Origin of the sequence: Streptomyces sp. NPDC059010 (genome assembly GCF_042740355.1) — a bacterium.
Taxonomy (GTDB): domain Bacteria; phylum Actinomycetota; class Actinomycetes; order Streptomycetales; family Streptomycetaceae; genus Streptomyces.
The window spans coordinates 137,482-162,708 of the sequence record NZ_JBHYJA010000009.1; the positions used below are offsets into that span (position 1 = coordinate 137,482).

Genomic DNA, 25,227 nt, shown 5'->3' on the forward strand with positions numbered 1-25,227 from the left:
ACAGGAGAATCCCACCCATGACGACGAACCCGGCCGAGAGGCTCGTCGGCCTGCTCGACCTGGAGCAGATCGAGGTCAACATCTTCCGTGGCCGCAGCCCGCAGGAGTCCCTGCAGCGGGTCTTCGGCGGCCAGGTGGCCGGCCAGGCGCTGGTCGCCGCCGCGCGCACCACGGACGGCGACCGGCCCGTGCACTCACTGCACGCGTACTTCCTGCGGCCGGGGCGGCCGGGCGTACCGATCGTGTACCAGGTCGAACGGGTGCGGGACGGCCGGTCGTTCACGACCCGCCGGGTCACCGCCGTGCAGCAGGGCCGCACGATCTTCAATCTCACCGCCTCCTTTCACAAGCCTGAGCAAGGGAGCTTCGAGCACCAGCTGCCGCCGGCCCGCAAGGTCCCGGCCCCGGAGTCGCTGCCCTCGGTCACCGACGAGATCCGGGAGCATCTGGGCACGCTGCCCGAGCAGTTGGAGCGGATGGCACGCCGTCAGCCCTTCGACATCCGCTATGTGGACCGGCTGCGCTGGACCGCCGAGGACGTCAAGGACGCCGAGCCGCGCAGCGCGGTGTGGATGCGCGCGGTCGGGCCGCTCGGCGACGACCCGGTCGTGCACACCTGCGCGCTGACCTACGCCAGCGACATGACCCTCCTGGACGCGGTCCGCATCCCGGTCGAACCCCTGTGGGGGCCGCGGAGCTTCGACATCGCGTCGCTGGACCACGCCATGTGGTTCCACCGGCCGTTCCGCGCGGACGAGTGGTTCCTGTACGACCAGGAGTCGCCGATCGCGACCGGTGGACGGGGCCTCGCCCGCGGACGGATCTACGACGTGGAGGGACGCCTGCTGGTGTCCGTCGTCCAGGAGGGTCTGTTCAGGGCGTTGTAGCCCGGGGATTCCGGCGCCGCAGCCAGCTCATCAGGCCGCGCGGCTGCTCCGGCTCGTCGGGCGGGGGCGAGCCGATGTGCAGCGGATGCGCCGGCACCGGGGCCCGGCTCGCTGTGGGTCGCGGCGCGGGCCGCCGGTCGCGGGCTTCCTCCAGGACCGCCGTCAGGTCGGCCCGCAGCAGGCTGATCTCGTCCGGGTCGTCCGCCGTCATGATCCTCTCGGCGATGTGCGCGGCGGGCGAACCCGGCACTCCGGACACCGGCGGTCCCGGCCGGAAGCGGATGAGGTGGGAGCGCTCGTAGGGGTCGGGGACGATTTCCGCGATCTGGACGGGATCGAGGAAGGCGGCCAGCGCTCCGGCGCTCTGCCATGGGTCGTCGGTCTGCCGCAGCAGGAATCCCCGGTGTCGTCCGCGCCAGTTGCGCGGACGCAGATCCACGCCCGCGTCCAGCATGCCGCGCAGCCCTTCGGGCATACGGCGGCCGTTCAGCAGTGGCGTGTTCTTCTCGTCGGCGGCGAACCGCTTCAACTCCTCGACGAGATACAGCCAGACGACGGCTCGGTAGCGGTTTAGGTACCACTTCACCGGTACGACCAGGCCCAGGCGGGCGAGGCGGGTGAACCTGCCGGCGGGCACGTCCATGAGGCGCGCGCCCTGCGTGGTCCCCACGACCTCCACGCGCTCCAGCAACGAGCCGGGGAACCCGGCGCCCGAACGCACTCGTTCGATCTCGGAACGGAGGACGCGTCGACCCCCGCCTCCCTCGTCCGGCACGGTCCTGATGAGTCCGAGGTGGACGGCGAGGTCCAGATCGCTGCGTTTCAGTCCGAGCTCCCTGGCCGCCCGGGTCGGCGCACAGGAGGGCTGTTGCGGTGTGGTGATGGTGTCGCCCGACATGGTCGATCTCCCCCGTGGAGTCAGTGGCTCACGCTGTGTGCGCTCGCCGTGACAGAACCGTAGCCGGTCCGCCAGATCTCGTGGCGGGCCTGTGGATAACTCCGCGGGGGTCGACGAATCAGCAGGTCAGAGGTCTGTCCTCGGTGCCCGTTCGGGTTGTCGGGCGTCCACGTCGAGATGCTCGCCGACCCGGTTCACGAGCAGGGTCATCTCGTAGCCGATCTGGCCTATGTCGGCTTCCGCGCCGCTGAGCACGCACAGACAGGCGCCGGTACCCGCCGCGGTGACGAACAGCACGGCGTCGTCGAACTCGACCATCGTCTGGCGTACTCTGCCCGCGCCGAAGTGCCGTCCCGAGCCCTTGGCCAGGCTGTGCAGTCCGGACGAGACGGCGGCGAGGTGCTCGGCGTCCTCCCGTCGCAGTCCCGTGCTCGCGCCGGTCACCAGGCCGTCGTTGGACAGCACCAACGCATGCCGCACATGATCGACGCGCTCTGTCAGGTCGTCCAGGAGCCAACCAAGTCCCTGGTTCTGCGCCATGATCCGGTCTCCCCGTGTAGATGTCTCCCCCTGCGCCGGAGGAATCCCTTTCGCCACCCTTCCCGACGATCCGGCCCATGGGCAAGGAGGATGGGGGCATGGCGCAGAAGATGACCGATGAGGAATGGCGGGCGTTCGTCTCGCACGGCACACGCACCGGGAAGCTGTCGACCGTACGGGCCGACGGGAGCCCGCATGTGACGCCGATCTGGTTCGTGCTCGACGGGGAGGAGGTGGTGTTCAACACGGCCAAATCGAGCGTGAAGGGGCGCAATCTGGTCCGTGACGGCCGGCTGGCGCTGTGCGTGGACGACGACCGGCCGCCGTACGGATTCGTGGTGCTGCAGGGCCGCGCCCGGATTTCGGAGGACCTTGATGAGCTGAGGCACTGGGCCGGGCGTATCGGGGCGCGGTACATGGGCGAGGAGCGCGCGGAGGAGTTCGGGGCCCGAAACGGCGTTCCGGGGGAACTCCTGATCCGCGTCACGGTCGAGAAGGTCCTGGCGGAGAAGGGCGTGGCGGAGTGACGGTGGACCGGACTCCGGTCGGCGTCGGCCAGGTCGGCGGCGGCCGGCGCGACTGAGGCAATGTCAGCCCACGGAGTCGAGCAGCCGGGCGGTGTGCATCCGCCCGGCGTACTCGACGAGCCGGATCAGCACCTCCTTTCCGGAGTCGCGGTCCCGGGCGTCGCAGAGCACCACGGGTGTTCCCCGGTCCAGGTCGAGGGCGCGTGAGACGTCGTGGGCGCCGTATGTCCGGGCGCCGGCGAAGCAGTTGACGGCCACGACGAACGGGATGTGCCGGTGCTCGAAGTAGTCCACGGCGGGGAAGCAGTCCTCCAGGCGCCGTGTGTCGGCGAGGACGACCGCGCCCAACGCTCCTTGCGACAGTTCGTCCCACAGGAACCAGAAGCGGTCCTGCCCAGGGGTGCCGAAGAGGTAGAGGGACAGGCCGGACCGGATGGTGATGCGCCCGAAGTCCATGGCCACGGTGGTGGTGACCTTCTGGTCCACGCCGCCGGTGTCGTCCACCGACTGACCTGCTTCGCTGAGCAGTTCCTCGGTGCGCAGCGGCCTGATCTCACTGACCGCGCCCACCAGGGTGGTCTTGCCGACGCCGAATCCGCCGGCCACAAGAATCTTCAGCGCCAGGGCGCCCGTGTCACCGTCGTAGGCGTCGGAGTGCTCGGAGACCATCGATCACTTCTCTCTGGAGTGCCGGCGTCGGTAGGCGCCACTGTGCGAAGTCAGCATCAGCATCATGACAACTAGCGCCGCACTTAGCGGTGTTGGACCGCTTTTTACCCGATCCGACCATCTTGTTCCTGTTCGATGTCTGGACGCATGCACGAGTGGGTCGTACGGGACCGGCTGGTTCTGACATGTCATCTACAGCGCCCGTAGCCCTTCGATCAGCTCGCGCAGGATCCGCTCGTCCGGAAGCTGTGCGGGCGGTACCGGGCGGCTGACGGTGACGCAGCCCAGTTCCAGCAGGTCGCCGAGCAGCACCCTGACGACCCCCACGGGCAGATCGGCGCCCGCGGCGAGCTCCGCGACCGACTGGGTCTCCGGGCGGCACAGCTCGATGAGGGCCCGGTGTTCCGGGCCGAGCACGGTGTCGTCGTCGGCTCCGGGTGCGGCGGCGTCCAGGGTGACGAGGGCGATCAGGTCGAAACGCACCCCGGTGGGGCCGGGTCTGGTGCGCCCGCCCGTCATGGCGTAGGGGCGCACGAGGGGCCCGGCCTCGCTGTCGTACCACTGGCTGCCCTGCTCGCGCGGGGTGTTCGTCGTGTCCTCGGTCATGTGCGCGGACGCCTTTCCGCTCATCCCGCGGCGGGCGGCCGCGCGGCTGCGCGCGTCGGCGTGCGGAGGTGCTCGCCGACGCGTTTGACCAGCCGTGCCATCTCGTAAGCCACCAGCCCGATGTCGGCGGTCACGGCGGTGAGGACGGCGAGGCAGGAGCCGTCGCCCGCCGCCGCCACGAACAGGAAGGCGTCGTCCATCTCCACCATGGTCTGGCGCACTCCGCCGGCGCCGAAGTGCCGACCCGCGCCCTTGGCCAGGCTGTGGAAGCCGGAGGCGACCGCGGCGAGGTGCTCGGCGTCCTCGCGCCGGAGGTCGCTCGACGCGCCCACGGCGAGGCCGTCGTTGGACAGCACCACGGCGTGCCGCACCTCACGCACCCGCAGCACCAGGTCGTCCAGCAACCAGTCGAGTTCGCCGGACCGCTGGGCGGCCCTCATGCTCGGATCCTGGATCATGCGAGATCTCCTTCGCTGCTGTCGCTGCGCGCCGGGGAATCGGAAGTGGCCCGGTGGCCGGGCTGCCTGCCGCCGCCGCGCGTCCAGCCGTCGCGGTACGCCGCCATCCGGTCTCTGACGAGTTCGGGGGTGCGCTGGTCGTCGTGGGAGGTGTGCGTGGGCGTCCTCGGCGGTTCCTCGGCGCGTCCCTCGCGCAGTTGGGGGGCGAGGCTCGCCTGCCGTACGCGGCGTGGGAGGTCGTCGGAGGCTTCGGGGTCGGCCGGAGGGCGGTGCAGTCGCAAGGTGGTGACTCCGGGAGGCGGGGTGTCGGACGTGGGCTCGGCCTCGGACGGTGCGGGGGCCACCAGCGCGGGTCGGTCGGCGGGCGCGGGCACGGATTCCTGGTGCCGGTCGGTGACCGGGCGGGCGGATCCCTGGTGCCGGTCGGCGACCGCGTGGACCGAACCCTGGTGCCCGTCGGCGACCGCGTGGACCGAACTCTGGTGCCGGTCGGCGTCGGGCACGCGCGCGTACTCGCGTTCGGCGGGCAACGCCCTGTCCGCCCGGTCGCCGGGGGAACGTTCCGCCGTGGTGTTGTGCAGCAGTGCAGTGGGCAGCAGGACGACCGCGGTGGTGCCGCCGTAGGGCGAGGTGCGCAGGTGCACCTTGATGCCGTGCCGGGACGCGAGCCGGCTGACCACGAAGAGGCCGAGCCGGTCGCTGTCGAACAGGTCGAGCGCCTCGGACTGCTCGATGCGCCGATTGGCCTCGGCGAGAGTCTCCTTGCCCATGCCCAGCCCACGGTCCTCGACCTCGACGGCGTAGCCGTTGCCGACGGGCTCGCCGGTGATGCGCACGCGCGTGTGGGGCGGCGAGAACTGGGCGGCGTTCTCCGCGAGCTCGGCCAGGAGGTGGGTGAGGTCGGCGACGGCCGCACCGATGACCTGCGCCTCGGGAAGCTGTCGTACCTCCACGCGCGCGTAGTCCTCGACTTCCGAGACGGCCGCGCGGACCACGTTGGTCAGGGACACCGGCATGCGCCAGGCCCGCCCGGGTGCCGCTCCCGAGAGGATGATCAGGCTCTCGGCGTGGCGCCGCATGCGGGTGGTGAGGTGGTCGAGCCGGAAGAGGTCGCTCAGTTCGTTCGGGTCGTCGGAGCGCCGCTCCATGCTGTCCAGCAGGGTCAGCTGGCGGTGCACGAGGACCTGGCTGCGGCGGGCGAGGTTGACGAAGACCCCGGAGATGCCGCTGGCGAGCTCGGCGCGCTCCACGGCGGCCCGGAGCGCGGCACGGTGGACGGTGCCCAGGGCCTCGCCGACCTGACCGGTCTCGTCCTCGGCGGGTGGTCCGGGCGGCGCCTCGGCCCGCACGTCGATCTCCTCGCCGGCCCGCAGTCTCCGCATGGCTTCGGGAAGTTTGCGCCGGGCGATCTCCAGGGCGCTGTTGCGCAGGCTCACCAGCTCGACGACAAGGCCGCGGCCGATGCGTACGGAGATCACGAGTGAGGCGGCGACGGCGGCGAGGCCGAAGAGAACGGCGGCACCGGCGGGGGTGAGCAGACCGCGGGTGAAGGGGTCGGCGCGCTTCGCCGCATCGCGCCCGGCGTCCTGTTCGATGGTCCGCATTGCGCCCTGCACGCGTGCGTGTGCCTTGCTCCAGGTGGCTTCCGCCGCCGCTTCGACCGCCTGCACTCCGGGTGCGTTGGCGAGGACCTTGTCCTCGACGGCGGCCACCGTCCCGTAGGCGCTGCCGTCGGCGAGGGTCTGCCAGGCCGCGCGTTCCGGGCCCCTCAGGTCGGCTACGGCGGACTCGGTCAGGGCGCGGCGGGTGTCGACGGCGCCGGTGAACAGCCGCAGCCGCTGTCCGTCGAGGTGCCCGGCGAGGCGTGCACTGTCGAGCACGACATCCTCCTGGGCCAGTGCCTCGCCCGCGCGGGCGAATTCGAGCAGCACGCGGGCGTCGGAGCCGAGTTCGGCGTCCTGGATGCCGGTGAGCGCGCCGCCCACCGAGAACGCGCCGGCGATGGTCTTCGTGTACTGCCCGTACGTCTCGTCCCAGCCCGTGCGGCGGTCGAGTACGGCGCTCCGTACGGTGGTCAGCTGCTCGGCGCCGGTGACGAAGGCTTCGAGGCGCCGGGCCACTCCGGCGGGGAGTTCCTCGCCGTCGGCGACCGTGTTGCGGTCGTCGAGCCGCAGCCGCGCCACCGCCTTGTCCGTGTCCTGCGCGAGCTTCTTGTAGGCGACGCCCTGTTCGGCGGACGGGTCGCCCGCATAGTGCACCGCAGCCGCGCGTTCGGCCTGGAGGGCGGCGACGGCGGCCGCGACGGGGGTCCTGATCCCGGAGTCGACGCGCTGCAACTGGCGCAGCCTGGAGACGTCCTGGGCGGTGGTGACGGTGGCGTAGGCCCACAGCGCCAGCAGCGAGACGACCGGCACCATCAGCAGGCACACGATCTTGGCGCGGACGGTGCGCGGGCGTATGCGCCATTGCTCCGCGCGCGTGGGCGAGTCGTCCGGCGTCACGCCCGTGGGCTCTTCGGAGCCTTCGTCGGCGGGTGGTCCGGCATGGGCGCGGCGGCCGCGCACGAAGGGCGGGGACGGCGTCCGGCCGTCGGCCTCAGTGGTCCTACGGGGTGTACGCATGGCCTCCTCGCTCGGAAGTGGTTCGGGGGCGTGCCTTCGCGCTCGGAGGTGGCGCGGAAGTGTGCCCGCTGTGGCCGTCGCCGGTCGGCACCCGCCGCTAGCCGACGGCGCCCTCGACCGGCCGCTCGGCCGACGCGGATGCCTCGCGTTCCCCCGTGGTGGGCGAGAGTGCGACGAAGGCCGAGGTCAGGAAGAGATAGGACCCGAGGCCGACGGCGAGGGGGAAGATGAACTGCATCGCCGTGGCCCCGGGCAGGACCTCGCCGGAGGGCGCGACGTCCACGGAGACCGCGAACATCCCCGTGTAGTGCATGCTGCTGACCGCCGCGCCCATGATCAGGGAGGCGATGGTGACGGCGACCGGCGACTTAATGTTGAGCGCCGCCCATAGGGCCGCCGTCGCCGCCACGACGGCGATCAGGACGGAGAGTGCGACGAGGACGGGGTCGTAGATGACGTCACCGTGCAGTCGTACGGCGGCCATGCCCAGGTAGTGCATGCTCGCGACGCCGAGCCCGGTGGTGAGCCCGCCGAGGAGGAGCGCGCGGGTGCGGTCACGGCTGTGGCCGACGGCGAAGACGCCGGCACAGACGACGGCCATGGCGACGAGGAGGCTCACGATGGTGAGCGGCACGTCGTAGCGGATGTCGGTGCCGCTGACGCTGAAGCCCAGCATGGCCACGAAGTGCATGGTCCAGATGCCGGTGCCGATCGCCGAGGCCGCGGTGATGAGCCAGTTGCGGCGCGACCGGCCGGTGGCGCCGAGCGCGCGGACGGTGCAGCGCAGGCCGAGCGCGGCGCCTATGCAGGCCATCGCATACGACAGCACGGGGGTCAGCCAGCCGAGGGCGGCGTGGTCCAGGTGTCCCATGGCTCCGGGACGCTAGCCGGGGCAGGGGCGCACGAAGGGGGCGCATTTCGAAAGCTGTTGGAATATGACGCAGAGATGCGCCGGAACGATCGCGTCGCGCTCGAACGTGTGCACAGCGGCATCCTCCGTGTCGGTGAGGGATCATGCGGTGCATGAGCGACGACCACACACATGTGCAGGAGTTCTTCGGCGCCCGCGCCGCCGACTGGGACAGCCGGTTCCCCGACGACGGCCCCGCCTACGCGGCCGCGGTCGCCGAGCTCGGGCTGCGCGAGGGGAACCGCGTGCTCGACGCGGGCTGCGGCACGGGACGCGCCCTGCCGCCGCTGCGTGCCGCCGTGGGGCCCTCGGGAGTGGTCGTCGGGGCCGATCTGACCCCGGCGATGCTGGAGGCCGCCGTACGGGCCGGACGGGCCGCGGACGGGCAGTTGCTGCTCGCCGACGTGGCCGCGCTGCCGGTGCGGTCGGAGTCGCTCGACGCCGTGTTCGCCGCCGGCCTCATCGCGCACCTGCCCCATCCGGCGGAGAACCTCCGGGAGTTGGCCCGGGTGGTGCGCCCCGGCGGCACGCTCGCACTGTTCCACCCGATCGGCAGGGCGGCGCTCGCCGCACGCCAGGGCCGGCAGATCACCCCGGACGATCTGCGCGCCGAGCCCAACCTCCGGCCGCTGCTGACCGGCTCCGGGTGGCGTATGACGTCGTACGCCGACGAGGACGACCGCTTCCTTGCCCTGGCCGTACGGGAGTCCTGACCCCTCAGCCCTGCCCGGCGACCGCCGCCACGAAGGCGTCGGGATTGTCGAACATGACGTTGTGGCCGGCGCCGGGCACGGTGACGACACGCACGCCGGCGGTCTCCAGGGCTTCCCTGCCGGGGAGTTCACCGCTGAGCTCGCCCTGCAGGTACACCCGGTCGACCGACAGCTCTTCGAGGATGTCCCGCATGATCGGCTCGGAACCGCGTCTCAGCCAGGTGGCACTGCGGTGCAGGGCGCGCGGGTCGGCCAGGCGCATGGTCGCCGCCCACAGCGGCCCGACTCCTTCCAGCACGCGCGCGTGCCCGCCGTCGACGAACTCGTCCTCCTCGTAGGCCGTGATCCAGGCGCTCCCCGCGGCGGGAGGGGGCGAAGCGTCGAGGTTGGCCTCGGTCAGAAGCAGACGGGAGACGAGGTCGGGCCGACGGCGGGCGAGCACGATGGCGACGGAACCGCCCATGCTGTGCGCGATCAGCTCGGCGCCGGTCAGCCCGGCCGCGTCCAGGGCCGCCGCCAGGGCGTCGGCGTGGTCCTCCAGCCGGTAGCCGAAGTCCTCGGGCCGGTCACTGATGCCGTGCCCCGGCAGATCGACGAACAGGCTCCGGCGGCCCGCGAGTTCGGCCCGAGCCGCGATGTGCGCGTGGTACACGGCGGAGACCGACCCCAGTCCGTGCACATACACGCGCGCGGGCTCCTCCCCCGGCGTCTCCGTCCAGCGGATGCAGTTGCCCTTGCGGTCGAACTCGGCCTGTCTCATCGCGTCCTCCTTGGAGTCTCGGTCGGCAGGCAAAATGGTATACCTCGCTCTCGATGTATTACCACAACGATGTACACCACCTCGGTTATACGGCAGAGCAGATGTACAGCGGAACTGAGTGACAATGTGGGCATGCTGGAGCTCGCCATCCTCGGATTCCTCTACGACACCCCGCTTCACGGCTACGAACTGCGCAAACGCATCGCGGCGCTCACGGGGCACGTGAAACCGGTCGCCGAGAGCACGCTGTACCCCGCGATCAAACGGCTGGAGAAGGCAGGCCTGCTGGCCCGCGCCACGGAGCCCGGATCAGTGGCCGCTCCGCGTCACGTCCTGACGCTGACCGAAGCGGGACGACAGGAACTGCGACGCCGACTGGCCGAGCCCGACCCGCGCGACATCAGCGACGAGAACCGCTGGTTCACGGTGCTCGCCTTCCTGCGGCACCTGGACGACGCGGCGGCCCAGTCCGCCGTACTGCGGCGCCGTCTGGCCTTCCTCGAAGAGCCCGCGAGCTTCTTCTACGACGGTGACCGGCCGCTCAGCGCGGAGGAGCTGAACGATCCCTTCCGGCGCGGCATCCTGACCATCGCGCGTGCCACGTCCCGTGCCGAACTCACCTGGCTGCGCGAGACGATCGCCTCACTCGGCGGCTGACCGGTCGATGTGCCGGACCGGGCAGCCGCTGACGCCGGGAACCGGGTTGGTGCCGAGCTCTTCGAGCCGGTAGCCGTCGGGGTAGCCCTTGATCTCCCAGTTCTGGCGTGCGTAGTGCGGCGCCCGGCGCGGCGGCAGCAGACGCACCACCCGCCCACGCGCGCGGACCGCCCGCCGCACGAGCGCGCGGGTGGTGGCGCTCGGCGCCGGGTAGCGGAAGGCCTGCAGCAGCGACTCGTCGAGCAGGGCGAGTGTCGAGGTGCGCAGAAGGGGCGCGAGGGAGCGCGGATACCAGGAGGCCATCAGATCGATGGTCGCGTCCGAGACCCGTCGGGCGCCTTCGTCCCAGGCGAAGTGGGCCTCCTCGTAGGCGTCGAGGCAGGCCTCGAAGTCCTCGTAGGACTCGGGTACGCCCTTGATGCCCATGTGCCGGCCCAGGGTGCCGTAGTGGACGGCGGAGGCCACGATCTCGTGACGGGAGAGCCTGCGCCAGCCGTAGGCGTCGATCCATCGCTTGGGCATGACGACGAACGTGCACAGCACGTAGCGCATGTCGTCGTTGCTGATGTCGTAACTGCGGTGCATCTGGTTGATCCGGCGGATCGCCGTGCGGCCCTGTTCACTGCCGAAACCGTGCTCGACGACGGCGTCGAGGAGCAGCGAGGTGTCGTCGTAGCGCTTCTGCGAGCGGCCCGTGAGCTCGGCCGTCTCGGCGAGGAGCCGGCCGATGCTGGGCACGGCGTAGGTCCGGTAGAGCGCCAGCTCCAGCGCTCTGGTGAAGTCCCAGGGGAACTCGTACGCCGCGGTGAGCCGGTAGATCTCCGAGGCCTCGCCGAACGGGTCCATCCGTCTGATCTGTTCCAGCCGCGCGAAGCGCTTCACCGCGCCGTCCCCCTTCTGCCGCCGAGGCTCCAACTCTACGTTGAATAAGGGAAGATGGATGATCAGACACATAGGCCGGACAGGGGGAAGGTGCTCAGTATGTGGGCCAGGGTGCGCAAGTCGTGTGCGAGATTGCTCCGCTCCTTGCGGGTGGAGGCGGACACCCGCAAGGACACGCGCACGCACAATCTGTTCGAGGCGGCAGCCGTGTATGTGTCGGCCCGCGCGGAGGACGACCAGGAGCAGGTCGACGAGGCCGCCGGCTGGGTGTCTCCGGAGGCGCTCTCGTTCGGCGTGAGCGAGCTGGCGTGCCGGGCCGTCATCGCGCTCGCCCGGGAGCGCGACGAGTCGCCGCAGACCGTCGCGCGGGACCTCCTCGGGATCCCGGCGGCCTGACACTGCGGACAATCGCGGTCGATTCGCCCCGTCCAGTCGGAAAACTGCAGCTCCGGGTATGTCTGGGAGTCGTGACAAGCTGCTTCCGGTCGCACTAGGGTGCGCGCCGATGGACGAACCGATGGGGAGGCTGGGATGGCCGGGACGGACGAGGACGCCGTCGCCGCCGAGGACGACGCGCTCTATGTGCTCACGGCGGTGTTGCTGACGCCGGCGAAGTTCCCGAGCGTGCTGGGCGACGACTATCCGGAGGCCTGCGCGGCGCTCGACCTCGCGCCGCTGGCGGACGGATACGGCCTGGTCCTCGGCCAGGACGGCGACGGCGCCCGGTGGACGGTCGTCATCGACGACGTCTCCCTGGTCGCGGTCGCCATCGCGTCCTGGGACTGCGGCATGGAGTACGACCTCTCACCCGACGAACGTACGGTCGTGGCCGCGCTGCCCGGCTGGCCACTCGCGGTCGCCGTCGCCGCCCCCAACGTCCCGGCACCGCACGATCCCGATCCCGAGATCGCCGACGGCCCCCCGCTGACGCCGCCCGACACGAGCGTGTGGGGCCCGGCTCAGCGACGCCTGGGCGCCGACGAGATCGCCCTGCAGTGGGCGACGTGGCGGGAGCAGATCGACGACGCCGAGTTCGCGACGCCGGGCGAAGCGTCGGACGCCGCCGAGGGCGCTGACGGGGGCGACGGCAGAAGCGATGACGGAGGCGACGGCAAGGGCGAGGACGCCGAGGACGCCGAGAAGGCCGGGACCCAGGGTGGCCACAGCGGCATCCGGCGGGTCCTCGCCGAGGCACGCGCGTACGTGGAGTCCCCGCCGCCTCTCGGTCGCGTCCGGTCGTCGTTCGCCCCCGGCGACGCGCGGACTCTGCGCGCGGACGGCCCCGGCTGGTCGCTCGTCGCCAGGACCGACGACATCGCCTTCGTGCTCCTCGACGACGAACCCGGCGAGGTCCTGCCGGTGGGCCGTGGCCCGGAGCTGCCCGGGCTGCTGGAAGCGCTGGACAAGATGGCCGTACGGCCGATCTGAGCCGCACCCCGGGCGACGGGTGTCGACACAGCTGCAGGTGCGTGGGACGGGTCGGCGCTCCCCGGTGCACGGAAGAGCCGGGGAGACTCGCACCACTCGGGCGTAGTCGGCGCGGGCGGACCTTTGCCGCTGTCTTGGGACCCCATGTCGCGACGGCGTTCGATGTGGCCCCAACCCATGGAAGGCCCGGAGTCCGACCCGCACCATGAGGCAGCCTTCACGGCTCCGACCTCTCCCGTCGTGCTCCGTCTCCCGCCTTCCAGGAGGCCTTCATGCGTCTGTCCCGAGGTGTCCCGTTCGTCGCCGCCGTGCTGGTGGCCGGTGCGCTGAGCTGGCCGACTCCCGTAGCGGCCAAGGCAGTTGGTGAGCGACACTGCCCGCCCCCGGAACGCGTCCGGGTACCTGGCGCGGCCTTCCAGCAGAGCGCCTGTCTCGCGGATCTGACCACGACGGGACTCGCCGGCACGCCCTACACCGACATGGCCGACCAGGCCGGGCTGACGGCACGCGGCACCCGGACGCCGGCCGGGGTTCCCGGGATGCAGATCGACGGCTACTTCCCGGACTCCTCCCGTTTCAACGCCACGCACGGCCTGCACCACGACGCACAGTTCGTGATCCGGCTGCCGGACCGCTGGAACGGCGGACTGGTCGTCACCGGAGCCCCTGGCACCCGCAGGCAGTACGCGACGGACACGGCGATCTCCGACCAGGTGCTCGCCCTGGGTTACGCCTACGCCGCGACCGACAAGGGCAACAACGGCGCCGACTTCTACCGCGACGGCAGGCGGCCCGGAGACGCGGTCGCCGAGTGGAACACCAGGACCACCGAACTCACCCGGGCCGCCCGCCGGGCGGTGGCCCAGCGGTACGGGCACGCTCCCCGCCGCACCTACATGACGGGCATCTCCAACGGCGGGTATCTCACTCGCTGGCAGTTGGAGAACCATCCCGAGTTGTACGACGGCGGCGTGGACTGGGAGGGCGCCCTGTGGACCGCTGACGGCCCCCATCTGCTCACCTCCTTGCCCACGGCAGTGGCACGCATGCTGGGCGCCGCGCGGGACGAGGACATGTACGCGGCCGGTTTCGCCCGTGGCTCCGAGTTTCTGTGGCCGTACCACGAGCAGGCCTACTGGGGAGTCACCCAGAAGATCTACCGCGCCGAGTTCGACCCGGCGTACGACGCCCGCTGCCCCGGCCCGTCCGCCGGGAGCAAGCCGGAGCAGATCCTGGCACCGTGCCCGTCCGATGCCGCGTACCACTACGCGTCACGGCCGGCGTCCGTGCACCGCGCGGTGGCCCGCGTCGCTCTGACCGGGCACATCGGCAGACCGCTGATCACCCTGCACGGCGATCTGGACGCGCTGCTGCCGAAGGCCGCCGACTCGGATGTGTACGCGCGCATGGTCGACGCCGGCGGACGGGGCCGACTGCATCGCTATTTCACGATCGCGGGCGGCACGCATGTGGACGGGCTGTACGACACCCATCCGGACCGGCTCCGGCCGATTCTGCCCTGCTACCGGTCGGCGTTCGACGCGCTGGTGTCATGGGTGGAGCGAGGCACCCGACCGCCCGCGGACCGTACCGTCGGCAAGCCCGCGAACGGCGATGTGCTCAACACCTGCGCACTGTCCACCCCGGTCGCACCGGCAGCCGGGTGAGGGTCAGCGGCCGAGTTCCTTGCGCGTGGCGCGGCGCAGCCTGCGCCGCTGTGACGGGTCGAGCGTGAGGTACGCGGCGGCCGGGACTCCCAGGACTATCAGGAGCGCGGCCCACCAGGGCAGCCAGATCAACAGGATGATGCCGGCCGCCACACCTCCCGCGGCGATCTTCGCGTTCTTCGACATCTGCGTCGCCTCCTTCGCGGCCACTGCCGCTGTCTGACCTGAGAACGGGTCCGCGCTTCCAGCGGTTCCGAACCGCGACCCTGAGACGACCCTGAGGTGCGGCCCCTACTGGTCAGGTACCCAGAGATACCCACACCCACTGACGAGTGACCCAGGTCACGAAGTAAGGATGCCGGGTTCACCACCGAAGTGCTGTACTCTCGGCCACCCAATCGCGGGTAGTCAAATTTGAGGAGTGCTGCAGAGCTGTGCCGAGGCTTGCCGGGGCAACACCGTCCGAGATCTCCGAACTGGCATCCTGCTGTGCCGTCTTCCTACCCGGCGAGCCGGCCCGCACCGGCCGGATCGCCTTCTGGCGAGCGGATGGCGACACCGCCCCGCTCGTCGCGTCCGGATCCGTCGAGGACCTGACCGTCGCCCTGCCCGGCGAGGACGGTGTCGAGCTGCTGGGCGTTCCGTCCGTCGTGCTGCCGGTGCGCGCCGCTCTGCCCGTGCTCACACGCGTGCGTGCCGACGCGCAGGGGCACCGAGCGGCCGCTTTCTGGGGCGCCGCCTCGGTACTGGCCCTGCAACTCGTGGCACGCGGTCTGCTGTTGCCCGGCCTCTCGGCCACCGACCACGACGCATGGCGCGTCGGCCCCCTGCGCCCCGAGGACGTCGAACGCATCCGCGCCCTCGCCGCCGCGATGCCGCCCGAGGCGCACGCCGTACCCCTGGAGGGCGCCGCATCGCTGCGGTTGCCGGACCCTGAGCGGCTGCTGCGGGCCTTCCTGGACGCGGTCGCCGACGCGCTGCCCCGCTCCCCCGCCGCGCCGCTGGTGACGGGCGGGCCCGCCTATGCGGCGCAGGAGCCGCAGCACGTCCCCGAGCAGCGCGCGTGGGCCGCCGATGTCGCCGCGGGCCACGACGCGGGCGTACGGCTGTCTCTGCGGCTTGAGGTGCCCGGCCTCGCCGCGGCGACGCAGGAGGACGCGGCGCTGTCGTTCCGGGCGGTACTGCAGGTGCACAGCGTGAGCGATCCGACGCTGGTCGCGGATGCCGGTGCCGTATGGGCGGGTGACGTACGGGCGGGGTCCGCCGCCTTCGGCCCGCGGGCGCGGATGGACGCTCTGCTGGCGCTGCGCCGGGCCGCGCGTGCCTGGAGTCCGCTCACGCCGTTGCTCTCGGCGGCCGTTCCAGACGCCGTGGACCTCGCCGACGAGGAGGTGACCGACCTTCTGGGACCGGGCGCCCAGGCCCTGGCCGGGGCCGGCGTCGACGTGCACTGGCCCAAGGAGCTGACCCGCAAGCTGACCGCCCGCGCGGTGATCGGTCCGCCGGACGACGAGTCCGTGCCGGGCAGGTTCTCCTCGGACACCCCGTCGTTCCTGTCGGCCGACGCGCTGCTCGCCTTCAACTGGTGGTTCGCACTGGGCGACCAGCGGCTCACGCGCGAGGAACTGGACGCTCTCGCCGAGTCGAACCGCCCAGTGGTGCGGCTGCGCGATCAGTGGGTCCTCGTCGATCCGCAGGAGGTGCGACGCGCCCGCGCGCAGCAGGACCACAAGGTCACCCCCATCGACGCGCTCGGTGCCGCGCTGACGGGCTCCACGGAGGTCGACGGCCGCCAGGTCGAGGTGCGGCCCACCGGGTGGCTCGCGACGCTGCGCGAACGGCTGGCGGATCCCGAGGCGCAGGAGCCGGTCGGCCAGCCCGCCGCCCTCGCGGCCACACTGCGGGACTACCAGCGGCGGGGCCTGAGTTGGCTGGCCCGGATGACGTCCCTGGGGCTGGGCTGCTGTCTGGCCGACGACATGGGCCTCGGCAAGACGATCACACTCATCGCGCTGCATCTGCACCGGCAGTCCGACGCCGAGTCCGCCGGTCCGACGCTGGTCGTGTGTCCGACGTCCCTGATGGGCAACTGGCAGCGCGAGATCGAGAGGTTCGCGCCCGGCACGCGCGTACGTCGCTTCCACGGGTCGCGGCGCGACCTGGACGCCGTCGGGGACGGGGAGTTCGTGCTCACCACGTACGGCACGATGCGCATGGACGCGGGACGGCTCGGCACGGTGCCGTGGGGCATGGTCGTGGCGGACGAGGCACAGCATGTGAAGAACCCGTACTCGGCGACCGCGCGGGAGCTGCGTTCCATCGGCGCACGCGCACGCGTGGCGCTCACCGGCACGCCCGTCGAGAACAACCTGTCGGAGCTGTGGGCGATCCTCGACTGGACGACTCCCGGCCTCCTGGGCCGGCTGGGCACCTTCCGCACGCGCTACGCGCAAGCCGTGGAAGGCGGCCAGGACCCGGCCGCCGCCGAGCGTCTCGCCCGGCTCGTACGCCCGTTCCTGCTGCGCCGGCGCAAGTCGGATCCGGGGATCGCGCCGGAGCTGCCGCCGAAGACGGAGACGGATCACGCCGTGTCCCTCACCCCCGAACAGGCGGGCCTGTACGAGGCCGTGGTCCGCGAGACACTCGCGGAGATCTCCGGCGCCGACAGCATGGCGCGACGCGGCATGATCGTGAAGCTCCTGACCGGCCTGAAGCAGGTCTGCAACCACCCTGCCCAGTTCCTCAAGGAGGAGCGGCCGAGGATCACCGGACGGTCGGGGAAGCTGGAGCTGCTGGACGAGTTGCTCGACACCATCCTGGCCGAGGGGGCGAGCGTGCTGGTCTTCACGCAGTACGTGCGCATGGGACGCCTCATCGAGCAGCATCTGGCCGCCCGTGGCACGCCCTCGCAGTTCTTGCACGGCGGAACGCCCGTTGCCGAGCGCGAGTCGTTGGTGCGCCGCTTCCAGGACGGCGAAGTGCCCGTTTTCCTGCTGTCGTTGAAGGCCGCGGGCACCGGGCTGAACCTCACCCGCGCCGAACATGTCGTGCACTTCGACCGCTGGTGGAATCCCGCCGTCGAGGCGCAGGCCACCGACCGGGCCTACCGCATCGGACAGACCCGGCCCGTGCAGGTGCACCGGCTGATCGCCGAGGGAACCATCGAGGACCGTATCGCCGACATGCTGAGCCGCAAGCGGGAGCTGGCCGACGCGGTGCTCGGCGCCGGCGAGGCGGCGCTGACCGAACTGACGGACGCCGAACTGGCCGATCTGGTGGAACTGCGAGGGGGCGCACGATGACTGGGCACGACGGTGACATGGAGCGCACGTTCGCAGCGCTGCCGCCCGCGCAAGGGCGGGGGTTCGCGCAGACGTGGTGGGGTCAGGCCTGGCTGAAGGCGCTGGAGGAGACGGCTCTGGACCTGCAGCAGCTCAAGGCCGGCCGCAGGCTCGCGCGCGCGGGTGCGGTCGGCGCGGTGTCGGTGCGTCCGGGGCGTATCACGGCCGTCGTACAGGGCCGCGACCGTACGGCTCATCGGGCCGATGTGCTGCTGGAGGAGCTGTCCGCGCAGCAGTGGGATCGCTTCCTGGACATGGCCGTCGAGCGGGCGGGGCATGTCGCGGCGTTGCTGGACCGCGACATGCCGCCGCACCTGGTGGAGGACGCGGCGGCCACCGGCATCGAACTGCTGCCGGGCATGGGCGATCTGGAGCCGGAGTGCGGCTGCGGCGCCTGGGACCACTGCGGGCACACGGCCGCCCTCTGCTATCAGGTGGCACGGCTGCTGGACCAGGACCCCTTCGTCCTGTTCCTGATGCGCGGACGTGGCGAACGCGACCTGCTGGACGATCTCCAGGCCCGCAGCGCCACCCCCGTCGGCACGCCGCCCGAACCGTCCGCGCCGGCCGAGCCGGAGGGCGTCGATGCCGTGGAGGCGTATGCGACCGGCGACATCCTGCCGCCGCTGCCCGCCGTTCCCGAGCTGCCCACCGAGCCGGGAACACCGCCGTCCCTGGACACCGAGACACCTCCCGCTCCCGGCGTCGACCCGGCCGCCCTGGAGTTCCTGGCCGCCCGGACGGCCGCGGAAGCGCACCGCCTGCTGGCGGACGCCCTCTGCACGAGCCCGGAACAGCGGGCGGTGGAAGCGGAGTTGACGCTCGCCCAGGATGCGGTGCGTCTCGCCGCCGGATCTCCCGCCGAGGAGATGACGGAGCGGCTGACCGACGGGTCCGGGCGCGGCCGGGAAGGGCTGGCGCTGGGGCTTCATGCCTGGCGTCTGGGGGGCGTCGCCGCGCTGTCCGTGCTCGACGAGGAGTGGACCGTCGAGGGCGAGACGCTCGCACGCACGCGTGCCGTCCTAGAGTCCGCCTGGGACGAGGGCGAGCGCCCATCGCTGCGGGCGCGGGGCAACCGTTGGACGGTCGTCGGTGCGCCGAGCCAGCTGCGCCTGGGACGCGACGGCCGCTGGTGGCCGTACCGCGAGGAACGCGGCCGCTGGGTGCCCGCCGGAGGCCCGGCCCAGGACCCGGCGACGGCCCTGGCCTCGACGCAGCCCGCGTCTGAGGACGGGGCACTGTAGGGCGTCCGGCGAGGCGCACTGAGGGGCACCGAAGCGGTCGGGGCCGAAGTCGGCTCGACGAGCACCCGTCGTCCCGCGTTCACCTCATGGTCGTACGGCGTTCCGCGCGGGCTCCAACTCTGGCCGCTGTCAGCGAACTTGTTTCACAGGAGGCCCGATGTCCCCGCACACCACCGGTCGGCGCAGCAGCCGCCGCTTCGTCGCCGGAGGCGTACCCCTCGCCGTGATCGCGGCGCTCGTGGCCGCCGGGCCCGCCTCCGGCGCCGGGGACGAGGGCGGCGACGCGCGCGTCGTGCGTACGGCGACGCTCGGCGACCTACCGCTCGGCGCGTTCAGCAACGCGCTGCTGCCCGGCACTGTGGACAACGACCGGGGCGTGGACCTCGGCGGCATCGGCAGCGACATCTATCCGGCGGGCCGCAAGGGCGAGTTCTGGACGGTCACCGACCGTGGCCCCAACGGCCAGATCAAGGTGGACGGCAAGAAGCGCCGAACGTTCCCCGTGCCGGGCTTCGATCCGACGATCGTGAAGATCCGGGTGTCGGGAGACACCGTGCGGGTGCTCGACGCGATCCCGGTCACGACCGCGTCCGGGAAGCCCGTCACCGGGCTGCCGAACCAGGCGGGACGCGACGAGGCACCGTACTCGTACGACGCGCGGACTCCGCTGGCGTACAACGCGAACGGGCTGGACACCGAGGGCATCGTGCGGGCCGCCGACGGGAGTTTCTGGCTCATCGACGAGTACGGGCCCTCCCTGGTGCACGTCTCCGCGCGCGGGAAGGTTCTCACGCGCTATGTGCCCAAGGGGCTCGGCCTCACCGGCACGGACTACCCGGTGGTGGAGGCGCTGCCCGCGGTCCTGCTGCACCGCAAGGTAAACCGCGGCTTCGAGGGGCTGGCGCTGCTGCCGGGCGGCGATCTGGTGATGGCCGTCCAGAGCCCGCTGTCCCTGCCGGACACGGACGCCGGGGAGGCGTCGCGCACCACGCGGCTGCTGCGGTTCTCGCCGAAGAGGAAGGCGGTCACCGCCGAGTACGCGTACCGCTTCGACCCGGTGAACGTGGTCGACCCGAGCGAGGACGACCCCTCCGAGCTGAAGATCTCGTCGGTCGTGTCCGTGGGCGGGAACCGGCTGCTGGTCGAGGAGCGCACCGACAAGGCCGCTCGGCTGCAGCTGGTGCGTCTGGACCGCGCGTCGAACATCCTGGGTGGCCCCTGGGACGACGACACGACGTCTCCGTCGCTCGAACAGCTCGACGACCCGGCGGCCTCCGGCGTGCCGGTGCTGTCCAAGAAGTTGGTCGTCGACCTGGGCACGGTCACCGGTGTGCCGGGGAAGATCGAGGGCGTCGCGCGCGTGGACCACGACACGCTGGCTCTCATCAACGACAACGACTTCGGGATGACGGACGGCGCGGGCGCGTTCGACGCCGAGGGCCGGCTGGTCGACAGCGGTGTGGAGACGTCGGTGATCTACGTCAGGCTGCCGCGCGGCATCTGACAGCCGTTCACGAAGCCCGGCTGGACGACGGCACACGCGCGTGGGCGATGCTGAGCACCACGCGCGTGTGCCGTGCGCTCAAGCCCAGCCGGGCCATGGCCGGCTACGGCCGCTCGTTCTCCGGTTACGGAATCAGCGACTCAAAGTCACTCGGCAGGCCACTGGGCAGCTCGCTGGGCAACCCCGACGGCAGTGATGTCGGCAGTTCGCTCGGCAGCTTGCTGGGCAACTTGGTCGGGATGCTGAACGACGGCTTGGGCGAAGCGCTCCCGCTGCTCTCGGACGACGGCTTCTCGCCGGGCGAGTCGTCGCTCCCCGAGAGCATCAGAACCACGGCCACCACGGCTCCGACGGCCACGATCGCGGCGAGCAGGATGAACAGCGGGGTCCGCCGCCGCCCTGGTCCACCGCCTCCGTCGGGCGGTTCCGACGGAGGCCAGCCACCGTACGTGGGCGGGCCGCTGTCTCCCGGAGGGGGACCGTAGCCTCCTGAGGACCCGGTGGGGCCATAGCCGCCAGGAGGCGGTCCGAAGCCGCCGCCCGGAGGCGGCGTGCCACCCGGCGGTCCGGGCGGCTGAGGCGGTACGGGCGGCATGGCCATACCGCCAAGAGTCGCCTCATATCCGTCAGGAAGCGACCCCCGCGTGGGAGTTGATACGGCCCCATGCCATGGATCGCACGATTCCGGCACACGCCGCGCGGCGACCGGTCAACTCACCCTGGCCCCAGGGGCGCTACTCGCACCCGCGCGCGTGGCCTCGCCCTTCGACGGACGGGCCACACGCGTGGCGGTCCCGGCAGCCTCAGCTGCGGGCGCCCAGGAGATGGTCCATCGCCAGCTGGTCGAGTCGCTCGAACGCCATCCCGCGCGCGGCGGCCGCCTCGACGTCGAACTCCTCGAAGGCCGTGCGGTCCGCGAGCAGCGCCTTGAGGCCGTCCGCGGCCGTCGGCTGGGCCAGCTCGTCCAGGCGGGACGCGCGCAGGGCCTCCTGGACCTCCGGGTCGGCGCGGAAGGCGGCCGAACGCTCCTTCAGGACGAGGTAGTTGCGCATGCAGCCCGCGGCCGACGCCCACACGCCGTCGAGGTCCTCGGTGCGCGGCGGCTTGAAGTCGAAGTGGCGGGGGCCGGAGTAGCCGGCGCTCTCCAGGAGGTCGACCAGCCAGAAGGCGGCGCGCAGGTCACCGGCACCGAAGCGCAGATCCTGGTCGTACTTGATGCCGGACTGGCCGTTGAGGTCGATGTGGAAGAGCTTGTCCGCCCACAGCGCCTGTGCGATGCCGTGCGGGAAGTTGAGCCCGGCCATCTGCTCGTGGCCGACCTCCGGATTGACGCCGTACAGCTCGGGGCGCTCCAGGCGCTCGATGAACGCGAGCGCGTGGCCGACGGTGGGGAGCAGGATGTCGCCGCGCGGCTCGTTCGGCTTGGGCTCGATCGCGAACTTCAGGTCGTAGCCCTGGGTGGTGACGTACTCGCCGAGGAGGTCGAAGGCCTCCTTCATGCGGTCGAGAGCCACCCGCACGTCCTTGGCGGCGCCGGACTCGGCACCCTCGCGACCGCCCCAGGCGACGTACGTCTTCGCGCCCAGCTCCACCGCGAGGTCGATGTTGCGGATCGTCTTGCGCAGGGCGTAGCGGCGCACGTCGCGGTCGTTGGCGGTGAACGCGCCGTCCTTGAAGACCGGGTGCGTGAAGAGGTTGGTAGTGGCCATCGGCACGGTCATGCCGGTCGTGTCGAGCGCCTCACGGAAGCGCTTGATGTGCGCCTCGCGCTCGGTGTCGGAGGACCCGAAGGGGATCAGGTCGTCGTCGTGGAAGGTGACGCCGTAGGCGCCGAGCTCGGCCAGGCGCTGCACCGTCTCGACCGGGTCGAGGGCACGGCGGGTGGCCTCGCCGAAGGGGTCCCGTCCCTGCCAGCCGACAGTCCACAGGCCGAACGTGAACCTGTCCTCGGGGGTGGGCTGGAAGCTCATACCGCGGCTCCTTGCTTGCTGACGACTGCTTGCACGACTCGCTACGACTATTTCGTCATGGCGATTTACAAATTAGTATGCCGTCGCGTCCCTGGGAAGGGACCAGATGTCGCCGAAGGGGTGACGTCCGGGTCGTGGTATTCCGGGGCACCCTTGAATCAGCAGGTCAGATCCCGCAGAGCCGCGGAAGAGGGAGAGCCCGATGTCAGCAGCCGAGGGTCCGCTCGTCGTCGGCGTGGACACGTCCACCCAGTCCACGAAGGCCCTGGTCGTCGACGCGTCGACCGGGCAGGTCGTCGCGAGCGGCCAGGCGCCGCATACGGTTTCCTCCGGGGCCGGCCGCGAGAGCGACCCGCGCCAGTGGTGGGAGGCACTGTGCGAGGCGCTGCGTCAGTGCGGCGACGCCGCGCACGAGGCCGCCGCGGTGTCGATCGGCGGGCAGCAGCACGGCCTGGTCACCCTGGACGACCGGGGCGAACCGGTGCGTCCGGCGCTGCTGTGGAACGACGTGCGCTCCGCGCCGCAGGCCCGCCGGCTGACCGAGGAGCTGGGCGGCGCGAAGTTCTGGGCCGAGCGCACGGGCTCCGTCCCGGCCGCGTCCTTCACGGTCACGAAGTGGGCCTGGCTGGCCGAGAACGAGCCGGACTCGGTGCAGGCCACCAAGGCCGTACGCCTCCCCCACGACTACCTCACCGAACGCCTCACGGGGCAGGGCACCACCGACCGAGGCGACGTCTCGGGGACCGGCTGGTGGGCGTCGGGGACGGAGTCGTACGACGACGAGATCCTCGCGCATGTGGGGCTCGACCCGGCGCTGCTGCCCCGCGTGGTCCGGCCCGGTGAGATCGCGGGCACCGTGCGCGACAGCCATGACCTGCCGTTCTCCAAGGGCACCCTGGTCGCTCCGGGCACCGGCGACAACGCGGCCGCCGCGCTGGGCCTGGGCCTGCGTCCCGGTGCGCCGGTGCTGAGCCTCGGTACGTCGGGCACGGTGTACGCGGTGGCGAAGCAGCGCCCCGCCGACCCGACCGGCACGGTGGCGGGCTTCGCCGACGCGCACGGCGACTGGCTGCCGCTCGCCTGCACCCTCAACTGCACGCTCGCCGTCGACCGCCTCGCCGCCCTGCTGGGCCTCGACCGCGAGGCCGTGGAACCCACCACCGGCCTGACCCTCCTGCCCTACCTGGACGGCGAACGCACCCCGAACCTGCCGAACGCCTCCGGCATCCTGCACGGACTGCGCCACGACACGACCGCCGGCCAGCTCCTCCAGGCCGCCTACGACGGTGCGGTCCACTCGCTGCTCGGCGCCCTGGACCTGGTCCTGGACGACGACGCGGACCGCTCGGCCCCGCTGCTGCTGATCGGCGGCGGCGCCCGGGGCACGGCCTGGCAGCAGACCGTGCGACGGCTGTCGGGGCGTCCGGTACAGGTCCCCGAGGCCAAGGAACTGGTCGCGCTCGGCGCGGCGGCCCAGGCGGCCGGCCTGCTGACCGGCGAGGATCCGGCCGCGGTCGCGCGGCGCTGGAACACCGCGCGCGGGCCGGTGCTCGACGCCGTGGAGCGGGACGAGGAGACGCTGGCCAGGATCAGCGGGGTACTCTCCGACGCGGCCCCGCTGCTGGAGCGGACCCCCGAGACACACTGAGGACTGACGGAGGCATGACCGCACCGCTGCACGAGGCCCACCCGGGCGCCGGACGGGCGCTGCCCAACACCCAGCAGGGCATGCGCCGCCGCAATCTCGCCCGGGTGATGCACACCGTCAGCGCCGAGGGTCCGCTCTCCCGCGCCGCCGTGGCCTCCCGCATCGGGCTGACCCGTGCGGCCGTGTCCACACTCGTCGACGAGCTGATCCGCTCGGGACTGCTGGAGGAGCTCGGTCCCGAGCGGCCCAGCCGGGTGGGCCGTCCCGGATCGGCGCTCGCCGTCAGCGGGCACGGTCCGGCAGGCATAGGCGCCGAGGTCGGCGTCGACCATCTCGCCGTCTGCGCGGTCGATCTGCGCGGTGAGGTGCGGTCCAGGGCGGTGCGGTACGGCGCGAACCGGGGCCGTGCGCCCGAGCCGGTGATCGAGGAACTCACCGGGCTGCTGCGCCGGGTGCTCGCCGAGGCCGAACGCGAGGGTCTGTGGCCCGCGGGTCTGGCGGTCGCCGTACCGGGTCTGGTGGCACGGGACGCCCGGACGGTGGTACGCGCGCCGAACCTCGACTGGCGCGACACGGACCTCGGCGTTCTGCTGCCCGTGGACTTCCCGCTGACCGTGGGCAACGAAGCCAACTTCGGCGCGCTCGCCGAACTCTGGCTCGGCGACGGCACCCCACGTGACTTCCTGCATGTGTCGGCGGAGATCGGCATCGGCGCGGCCGTCGTGGTGGACGGGGGGCTGCTGCACGGAACACGCGGTTTCGCCGGCGAGTTGGGGCATGTGCCCGTCCGGCCGGACGGCCCCGAGTGCGCGTGCGGGGGACGCGGCTGCCTGGAGCAGTACGCCGGTGAGGAGGCGGTACTGCGTGCGGCCGGGCTGGAGCCGGGCGAGGACCGGGTCGGACTGCTGGCCGAGCGTGCCGCCGACGGCGACCAGGACGTACGGCAGGCGTTGCGCGATGCAGGGACCGCGCTCGGTATAGCCCTGACCGGCGCGGTCAATCTGCTGGACCCCGAGAGTGTGGTGCTGGGCGGTGCGCTGGCCGGGCTCGCGCCTTGGCTGCTGCCGTCGCTGGAGGCCGAGTTGGACCGGCGCACGGCCGGGCCCGCCTGTCCGGTGTCCGTGTCGCGACTGGGCCCCGAGGGGCCGTTGCTGGGGGCCGCGCACTCGGTGGTGCGAGCGGTGCTGGACGATCCGGCGGTGGTGGCGGAGCGGGCCTGATCCCCGGTGGAAGGCCCCTCGGGGCGGCCCGGCGGGCCCCGGTGGGATGTGCGCAATCGGTGCCGAACGGGCCGGAT

At 71.9% G+C, this 25,227-nt stretch carries 24 protein-coding genes; 13 read left to right on the plus strand and 11 right to left on the minus strand.

Annotated elements, in window-relative coordinates:
• The first annotated feature begins 17 nt into the window (after positions 1 to 17).
• A complete protein-coding gene (locus ACFWYS_RS11765) occupies positions 18 to 887 on the plus strand; it encodes an acyl-CoA thioesterase (protein ID WP_384766075.1) in 870 nt (289 codons plus the stop codon).
• Here ACFWYS_RS11765 and ACFWYS_RS11770 read toward each other — a convergent pair.
• Both ACFWYS_RS11770 and ACFWYS_RS11775 read right to left on the minus strand, forming a co-directional pair.
• Positions 874 to 1,785, minus strand: coding sequence for a DUF6397 family protein (locus ACFWYS_RS11770; RefSeq protein ID WP_384766077.1), 912 nt, complete (start codon positions 1,783 to 1,785; stop codon positions 874 to 876). The two genes, ACFWYS_RS11765 and ACFWYS_RS11770, sit on opposite strands and share 14 nt — an antisense overlap.
• A gap of 126 nt (positions 1,786 to 1,911) precedes the next feature.
• Positions 1,912 to 2,325 (minus strand): roadblock/LC7 domain-containing protein, encoded by a 414-nt coding sequence (locus ACFWYS_RS11775; RefSeq protein WP_384766079.1) that lies wholly within the window; start codon positions 2,323 to 2,325, stop codon positions 1,912 to 1,914.
• A gap of 98 nt (positions 2,326 to 2,423) precedes the next feature.
• Here ACFWYS_RS11775 and ACFWYS_RS11780 point away from each other — a divergent pair, with 98 nt between their 5' ends.
• Positions 2,424 to 2,852, plus strand: a complete 429-nt coding sequence (locus ACFWYS_RS11780) for a PPOX class F420-dependent oxidoreductase (protein ID WP_384766081.1) — start codon at positions 2,424 to 2,426, stop codon at positions 2,850 to 2,852.
• A 63-nt stretch (positions 2,853 to 2,915) separates the two neighbouring features.
• Here ACFWYS_RS11780 and ACFWYS_RS11785 read toward each other — a convergent pair whose 3' ends face one another.
• The 5 genes from ACFWYS_RS11785 to ACFWYS_RS11805 form a co-directional block, all read right to left on the minus strand.
• Complete coding sequence (locus ACFWYS_RS11785; protein WP_384766083.1) at positions 2,916 to 3,521, minus strand: ATP/GTP-binding protein; 606 nt, start codon at positions 3,519 to 3,521, stop codon at positions 2,916 to 2,918.
• Between the two features lie 192 nt (positions 3,522 to 3,713).
• Complete coding sequence (locus tag ACFWYS_RS11790) at positions 3,714 to 4,127, minus strand: DUF742 domain-containing protein (RefSeq protein ID WP_384766084.1); 414 nt, start codon at positions 4,125 to 4,127, stop codon at positions 3,714 to 3,716.
• A 20-nt stretch (positions 4,128 to 4,147) separates the two neighbouring features.
• Positions 4,148 to 4,585 carry a roadblock/LC7 domain-containing protein gene (locus tag ACFWYS_RS11795; RefSeq protein WP_384766085.1) on the minus strand — a complete coding sequence of 146 codons (438 nt, stop codon included), beginning with the start codon at positions 4,583 to 4,585 and terminating at the stop codon, positions 4,148 to 4,150.
• Positions 4,582 to 7,206, minus strand: a complete 2,625-nt coding sequence (locus tag ACFWYS_RS11800) for a nitrate- and nitrite sensing domain-containing protein (RefSeq protein ID WP_384766087.1) — start codon at positions 7,204 to 7,206, stop codon at positions 4,582 to 4,584. The genes ACFWYS_RS11795 and ACFWYS_RS11800 overlap by 4 nt, the downstream gene beginning before the upstream one ends.
• A gap of 97 nt (positions 7,207 to 7,303) precedes the next feature.
• On the minus strand, positions 7,304 to 8,077 hold the full coding sequence (locus tag ACFWYS_RS11805) for an MHYT domain-containing protein (protein WP_384766089.1): 774 nt from the start codon (positions 8,075 to 8,077) through the stop codon (positions 7,304 to 7,306).
• Positions 8,078 to 8,229: 152 nt separating this feature from the next.
• Between ACFWYS_RS11805 and ACFWYS_RS11810 the strand changes: the two genes are divergently transcribed.
• Positions 8,230 to 8,829 carry a class I SAM-dependent methyltransferase gene (locus tag ACFWYS_RS11810; protein WP_384766090.1) on the plus strand — a complete coding sequence of 200 codons (600 nt, stop codon included), beginning with the start codon at positions 8,230 to 8,232 and terminating at the stop codon, positions 8,827 to 8,829.
• 4 nt (positions 8,830 to 8,833) lie between these two features.
• Here the strand turns inward: ACFWYS_RS11810 and ACFWYS_RS11815 are convergent, their stop codons facing one another.
• A complete protein-coding gene (locus tag ACFWYS_RS11815; RefSeq protein ID WP_384766092.1) occupies positions 8,834 to 9,589 on the minus strand; it encodes an alpha/beta fold hydrolase in 756 nt (251 codons plus the stop codon).
• Positions 9,590 to 9,721: 132 nt separating this feature from the next.
• Between ACFWYS_RS11815 and ACFWYS_RS11820 the strand changes: the two genes are divergently transcribed.
• Positions 9,722 to 10,246: a PadR family transcriptional regulator gene (locus ACFWYS_RS11820; RefSeq protein WP_384766094.1), complete on the plus strand. Its 525-nt coding sequence runs from the start codon at positions 9,722 to 9,724 to the stop codon at positions 10,244 to 10,246.
• Here ACFWYS_RS11820 and ACFWYS_RS11825 read toward each other — a convergent pair.
• Positions 10,232 to 11,128 carry an oxygenase MpaB family protein gene (locus ACFWYS_RS11825; RefSeq protein WP_384766095.1) on the minus strand — a complete coding sequence of 299 codons (897 nt, stop codon included), beginning with the start codon at positions 11,126 to 11,128 and terminating at the stop codon, positions 10,232 to 10,234. The two genes, ACFWYS_RS11820 and ACFWYS_RS11825, sit on opposite strands and share 15 nt — an antisense overlap.
• 99 nt (positions 11,129 to 11,227) lie before the next feature.
• Here ACFWYS_RS11825 and ACFWYS_RS11830 point away from each other — a divergent pair, with 99 nt between their 5' ends.
• The 3 genes from ACFWYS_RS11830 (at position 11,228) to ACFWYS_RS11840 (ending at position 14,223) form a co-directional block, all read left to right on the plus strand.
• A complete protein-coding gene (locus tag ACFWYS_RS11830; protein ID WP_384766097.1) occupies positions 11,228 to 11,524 on the plus strand; it encodes a hypothetical protein in 297 nt (98 codons plus the stop codon).
• Between the two features lie 135 nt (positions 11,525 to 11,659).
• On the plus strand, positions 11,660 to 12,556 hold the full coding sequence (locus ACFWYS_RS11835; RefSeq protein ID WP_384766098.1) for a hypothetical protein: 897 nt from the start codon (positions 11,660 to 11,662) through the stop codon (positions 12,554 to 12,556).
• Positions 12,557 to 12,828: 272 nt separating this feature from the next.
• Positions 12,829 to 14,223, plus strand: a complete 1,395-nt coding sequence (locus ACFWYS_RS11840; RefSeq protein ID WP_384766099.1) for a tannase/feruloyl esterase family alpha/beta hydrolase — start codon at positions 12,829 to 12,831, stop codon at positions 14,221 to 14,223.
• Between the two features lie 3 nt (positions 14,224 to 14,226).
• Here the strand turns inward: ACFWYS_RS11840 and ACFWYS_RS11845 are convergent, their stop codons facing one another.
• Positions 14,227 to 14,409, minus strand: coding sequence for a hypothetical protein (locus tag ACFWYS_RS11845; RefSeq protein ID WP_031486054.1), 183 nt, complete (start codon positions 14,407 to 14,409; stop codon positions 14,227 to 14,229).
• 248 nt (positions 14,410 to 14,657) lie between these two features.
• Between ACFWYS_RS11845 and ACFWYS_RS11850 the strand changes: the two genes are divergently transcribed.
• The 4 genes from ACFWYS_RS11850 to ACFWYS_RS11865 all read left to right on the plus strand — a co-directional run bounded on the left by ACFWYS_RS11850 (position 14,658) and on the right by ACFWYS_RS11865 (position 20,797).
• Positions 14,658 to 17,525 carry a DEAD/DEAH box helicase gene (locus ACFWYS_RS11850; RefSeq protein WP_384766100.1) on the plus strand — a complete coding sequence of 956 codons (2,868 nt, stop codon included), beginning with the start codon at positions 14,658 to 14,660 and terminating at the stop codon, positions 17,523 to 17,525.
• On the plus strand, positions 17,522 to 18,808 hold the full coding sequence (locus ACFWYS_RS11855) for an SWF or SNF family helicase (RefSeq protein WP_384766102.1): 1,287 nt from the start codon (positions 17,522 to 17,524) through the stop codon (positions 18,806 to 18,808). Before ACFWYS_RS11850 ends, ACFWYS_RS11855 begins: the two co-directional genes overlap by 4 nt.
• Positions 18,809 to 18,965: 157 nt before the next feature.
• On the plus strand, positions 18,966 to 20,312 hold the full coding sequence (locus tag ACFWYS_RS11860; RefSeq protein ID WP_384766104.1) for an esterase-like activity of phytase family protein: 1,347 nt from the start codon (positions 18,966 to 18,968) through the stop codon (positions 20,310 to 20,312).
• 47 nt (positions 20,313 to 20,359) lie between these two features.
• Complete coding sequence (locus ACFWYS_RS11865) at positions 20,360 to 20,797, plus strand: hypothetical protein (protein ID WP_384766106.1); 438 nt, start codon at positions 20,360 to 20,362, stop codon at positions 20,795 to 20,797.
• Between the two features lie 318 nt (positions 20,798 to 21,115).
• On the opposite strand, the gene xylA is transcribed toward ACFWYS_RS11865, so the two are convergent.
• Positions 21,116 to 22,282 carry a xylose isomerase gene (gene xylA, locus ACFWYS_RS11870; protein WP_384766107.1) on the minus strand — a complete coding sequence of 389 codons (1,167 nt, stop codon included), beginning with the start codon at positions 22,280 to 22,282 and terminating at the stop codon, positions 21,116 to 21,118.
• A gap of 202 nt (positions 22,283 to 22,484) precedes the next feature.
• On the opposite strand from xylA, the gene xylB reads away from it, so the two are divergent.
• Complete coding sequence (gene xylB, locus ACFWYS_RS11875; protein ID WP_384766109.1) at positions 22,485 to 23,930, plus strand: xylulokinase; 1,446 nt, start codon at positions 22,485 to 22,487, stop codon at positions 23,928 to 23,930.
• A gap of 14 nt (positions 23,931 to 23,944) precedes the next feature.
• On the plus strand, positions 23,945 to 25,150 hold the full coding sequence (locus ACFWYS_RS11880) for an ROK family protein (protein ID WP_384766111.1): 1,206 nt from the start codon (positions 23,945 to 23,947) through the stop codon (positions 25,148 to 25,150).
• Positions 25,151 to 25,227 lie beyond the last annotated feature (77 nt).

Coding starts and splice junctions, on each gene's coding strand:
- ACFWYS_RS11840 (WP_384766099.1), top strand. CDS start 12,829: ATGCGTCTGTCCCGAGGTGTCCCGTTCGTCGCCGCCGTGCTGGTGGCC.
- ACFWYS_RS11785 (WP_384766083.1), bottom strand. CDS start 3,521: ATGGTCTCCGAGCACTCCGACGCCTACGACGGTGACACGGGCGCCCTG.
- xylB (WP_384766109.1), top strand. CDS start 22,485: ATGTCAGCAGCCGAGGGTCCGCTCGTCGTCGGCGTGGACACGTCCACC.
- ACFWYS_RS11775 (WP_384766079.1), bottom strand. CDS start 2,325: ATGGCGCAGAACCAGGGACTTGGTTGGCTCCTGGACGACCTGACAGAG.
- ACFWYS_RS11865 (WP_384766106.1), top strand. CDS start 20,360: ATGCTGAGCACCACGCGCGTGTGCCGTGCGCTCAAGCCCAGCCGGGCC.
- ACFWYS_RS11820 (WP_384766094.1), top strand. CDS start 9,722: ATGCTGGAGCTCGCCATCCTCGGATTCCTCTACGACACCCCGCTTCAC.
- ACFWYS_RS11780 (WP_384766081.1), top strand. CDS start 2,424: ATGGCGCAGAAGATGACCGATGAGGAATGGCGGGCGTTCGTCTCGCAC.
- ACFWYS_RS11835 (WP_384766098.1), top strand. CDS start 11,660: ATGGCCGGGACGGACGAGGACGCCGTCGCCGCCGAGGACGACGCGCTC.
- ACFWYS_RS11855 (WP_384766102.1), top strand. CDS start 17,522: ATGACTGGGCACGACGGTGACATGGAGCGCACGTTCGCAGCGCTGCCG.
- ACFWYS_RS11845 (WP_031486054.1), bottom strand. CDS start 14,409: ATGTCGAAGAACGCGAAGATCGCCGCGGGAGGTGTGGCGGCCGGCATC.
- ACFWYS_RS11790 (WP_384766084.1), bottom strand. CDS start 4,127: ATGACCGAGGACACGACGAACACCCCGCGCGAGCAGGGCAGCCAGTGG.
- ACFWYS_RS11805 (WP_384766089.1), bottom strand. CDS start 8,077: ATGGGACACCTGGACCACGCCGCCCTCGGCTGGCTGACCCCCGTGCTG.
- ACFWYS_RS11765 (WP_384766075.1), top strand. CDS start 18: ATGACGACGAACCCGGCCGAGAGGCTCGTCGGCCTGCTCGACCTGGAG.
- ACFWYS_RS11810 (WP_384766090.1), top strand. CDS start 8,230: ATGAGCGACGACCACACACATGTGCAGGAGTTCTTCGGCGCCCGCGCC.
- ACFWYS_RS11795 (WP_384766085.1), bottom strand. CDS start 4,585: ATGATCCAGGATCCGAGCATGAGGGCCGCCCAGCGGTCCGGCGAACTC.
- ACFWYS_RS11830 (WP_384766097.1), top strand. CDS start 11,228: ATGTGGGCCAGGGTGCGCAAGTCGTGTGCGAGATTGCTCCGCTCCTTG.
- ACFWYS_RS11880 (WP_384766111.1), top strand. CDS start 23,945: ATGACCGCACCGCTGCACGAGGCCCACCCGGGCGCCGGACGGGCGCTG.
- ACFWYS_RS11815 (WP_384766092.1), bottom strand. CDS start 9,589: ATGAGACAGGCCGAGTTCGACCGCAAGGGCAACTGCATCCGCTGGACG.
- ACFWYS_RS11860 (WP_384766104.1), top strand. CDS start 18,966: ATGTCCCCGCACACCACCGGTCGGCGCAGCAGCCGCCGCTTCGTCGCC.
- ACFWYS_RS11770 (WP_384766077.1), bottom strand. CDS start 1,785: ATGTCGGGCGACACCATCACCACACCGCAACAGCCCTCCTGTGCGCCG.
- xylA (WP_384766107.1), bottom strand. CDS start 22,282: ATGAGCTTCCAGCCCACCCCCGAGGACAGGTTCACGTTCGGCCTGTGG.
- ACFWYS_RS11800 (WP_384766087.1), bottom strand. CDS start 7,206: ATGCGTACACCCCGTAGGACCACTGAGGCCGACGGCCGGACGCCGTCC.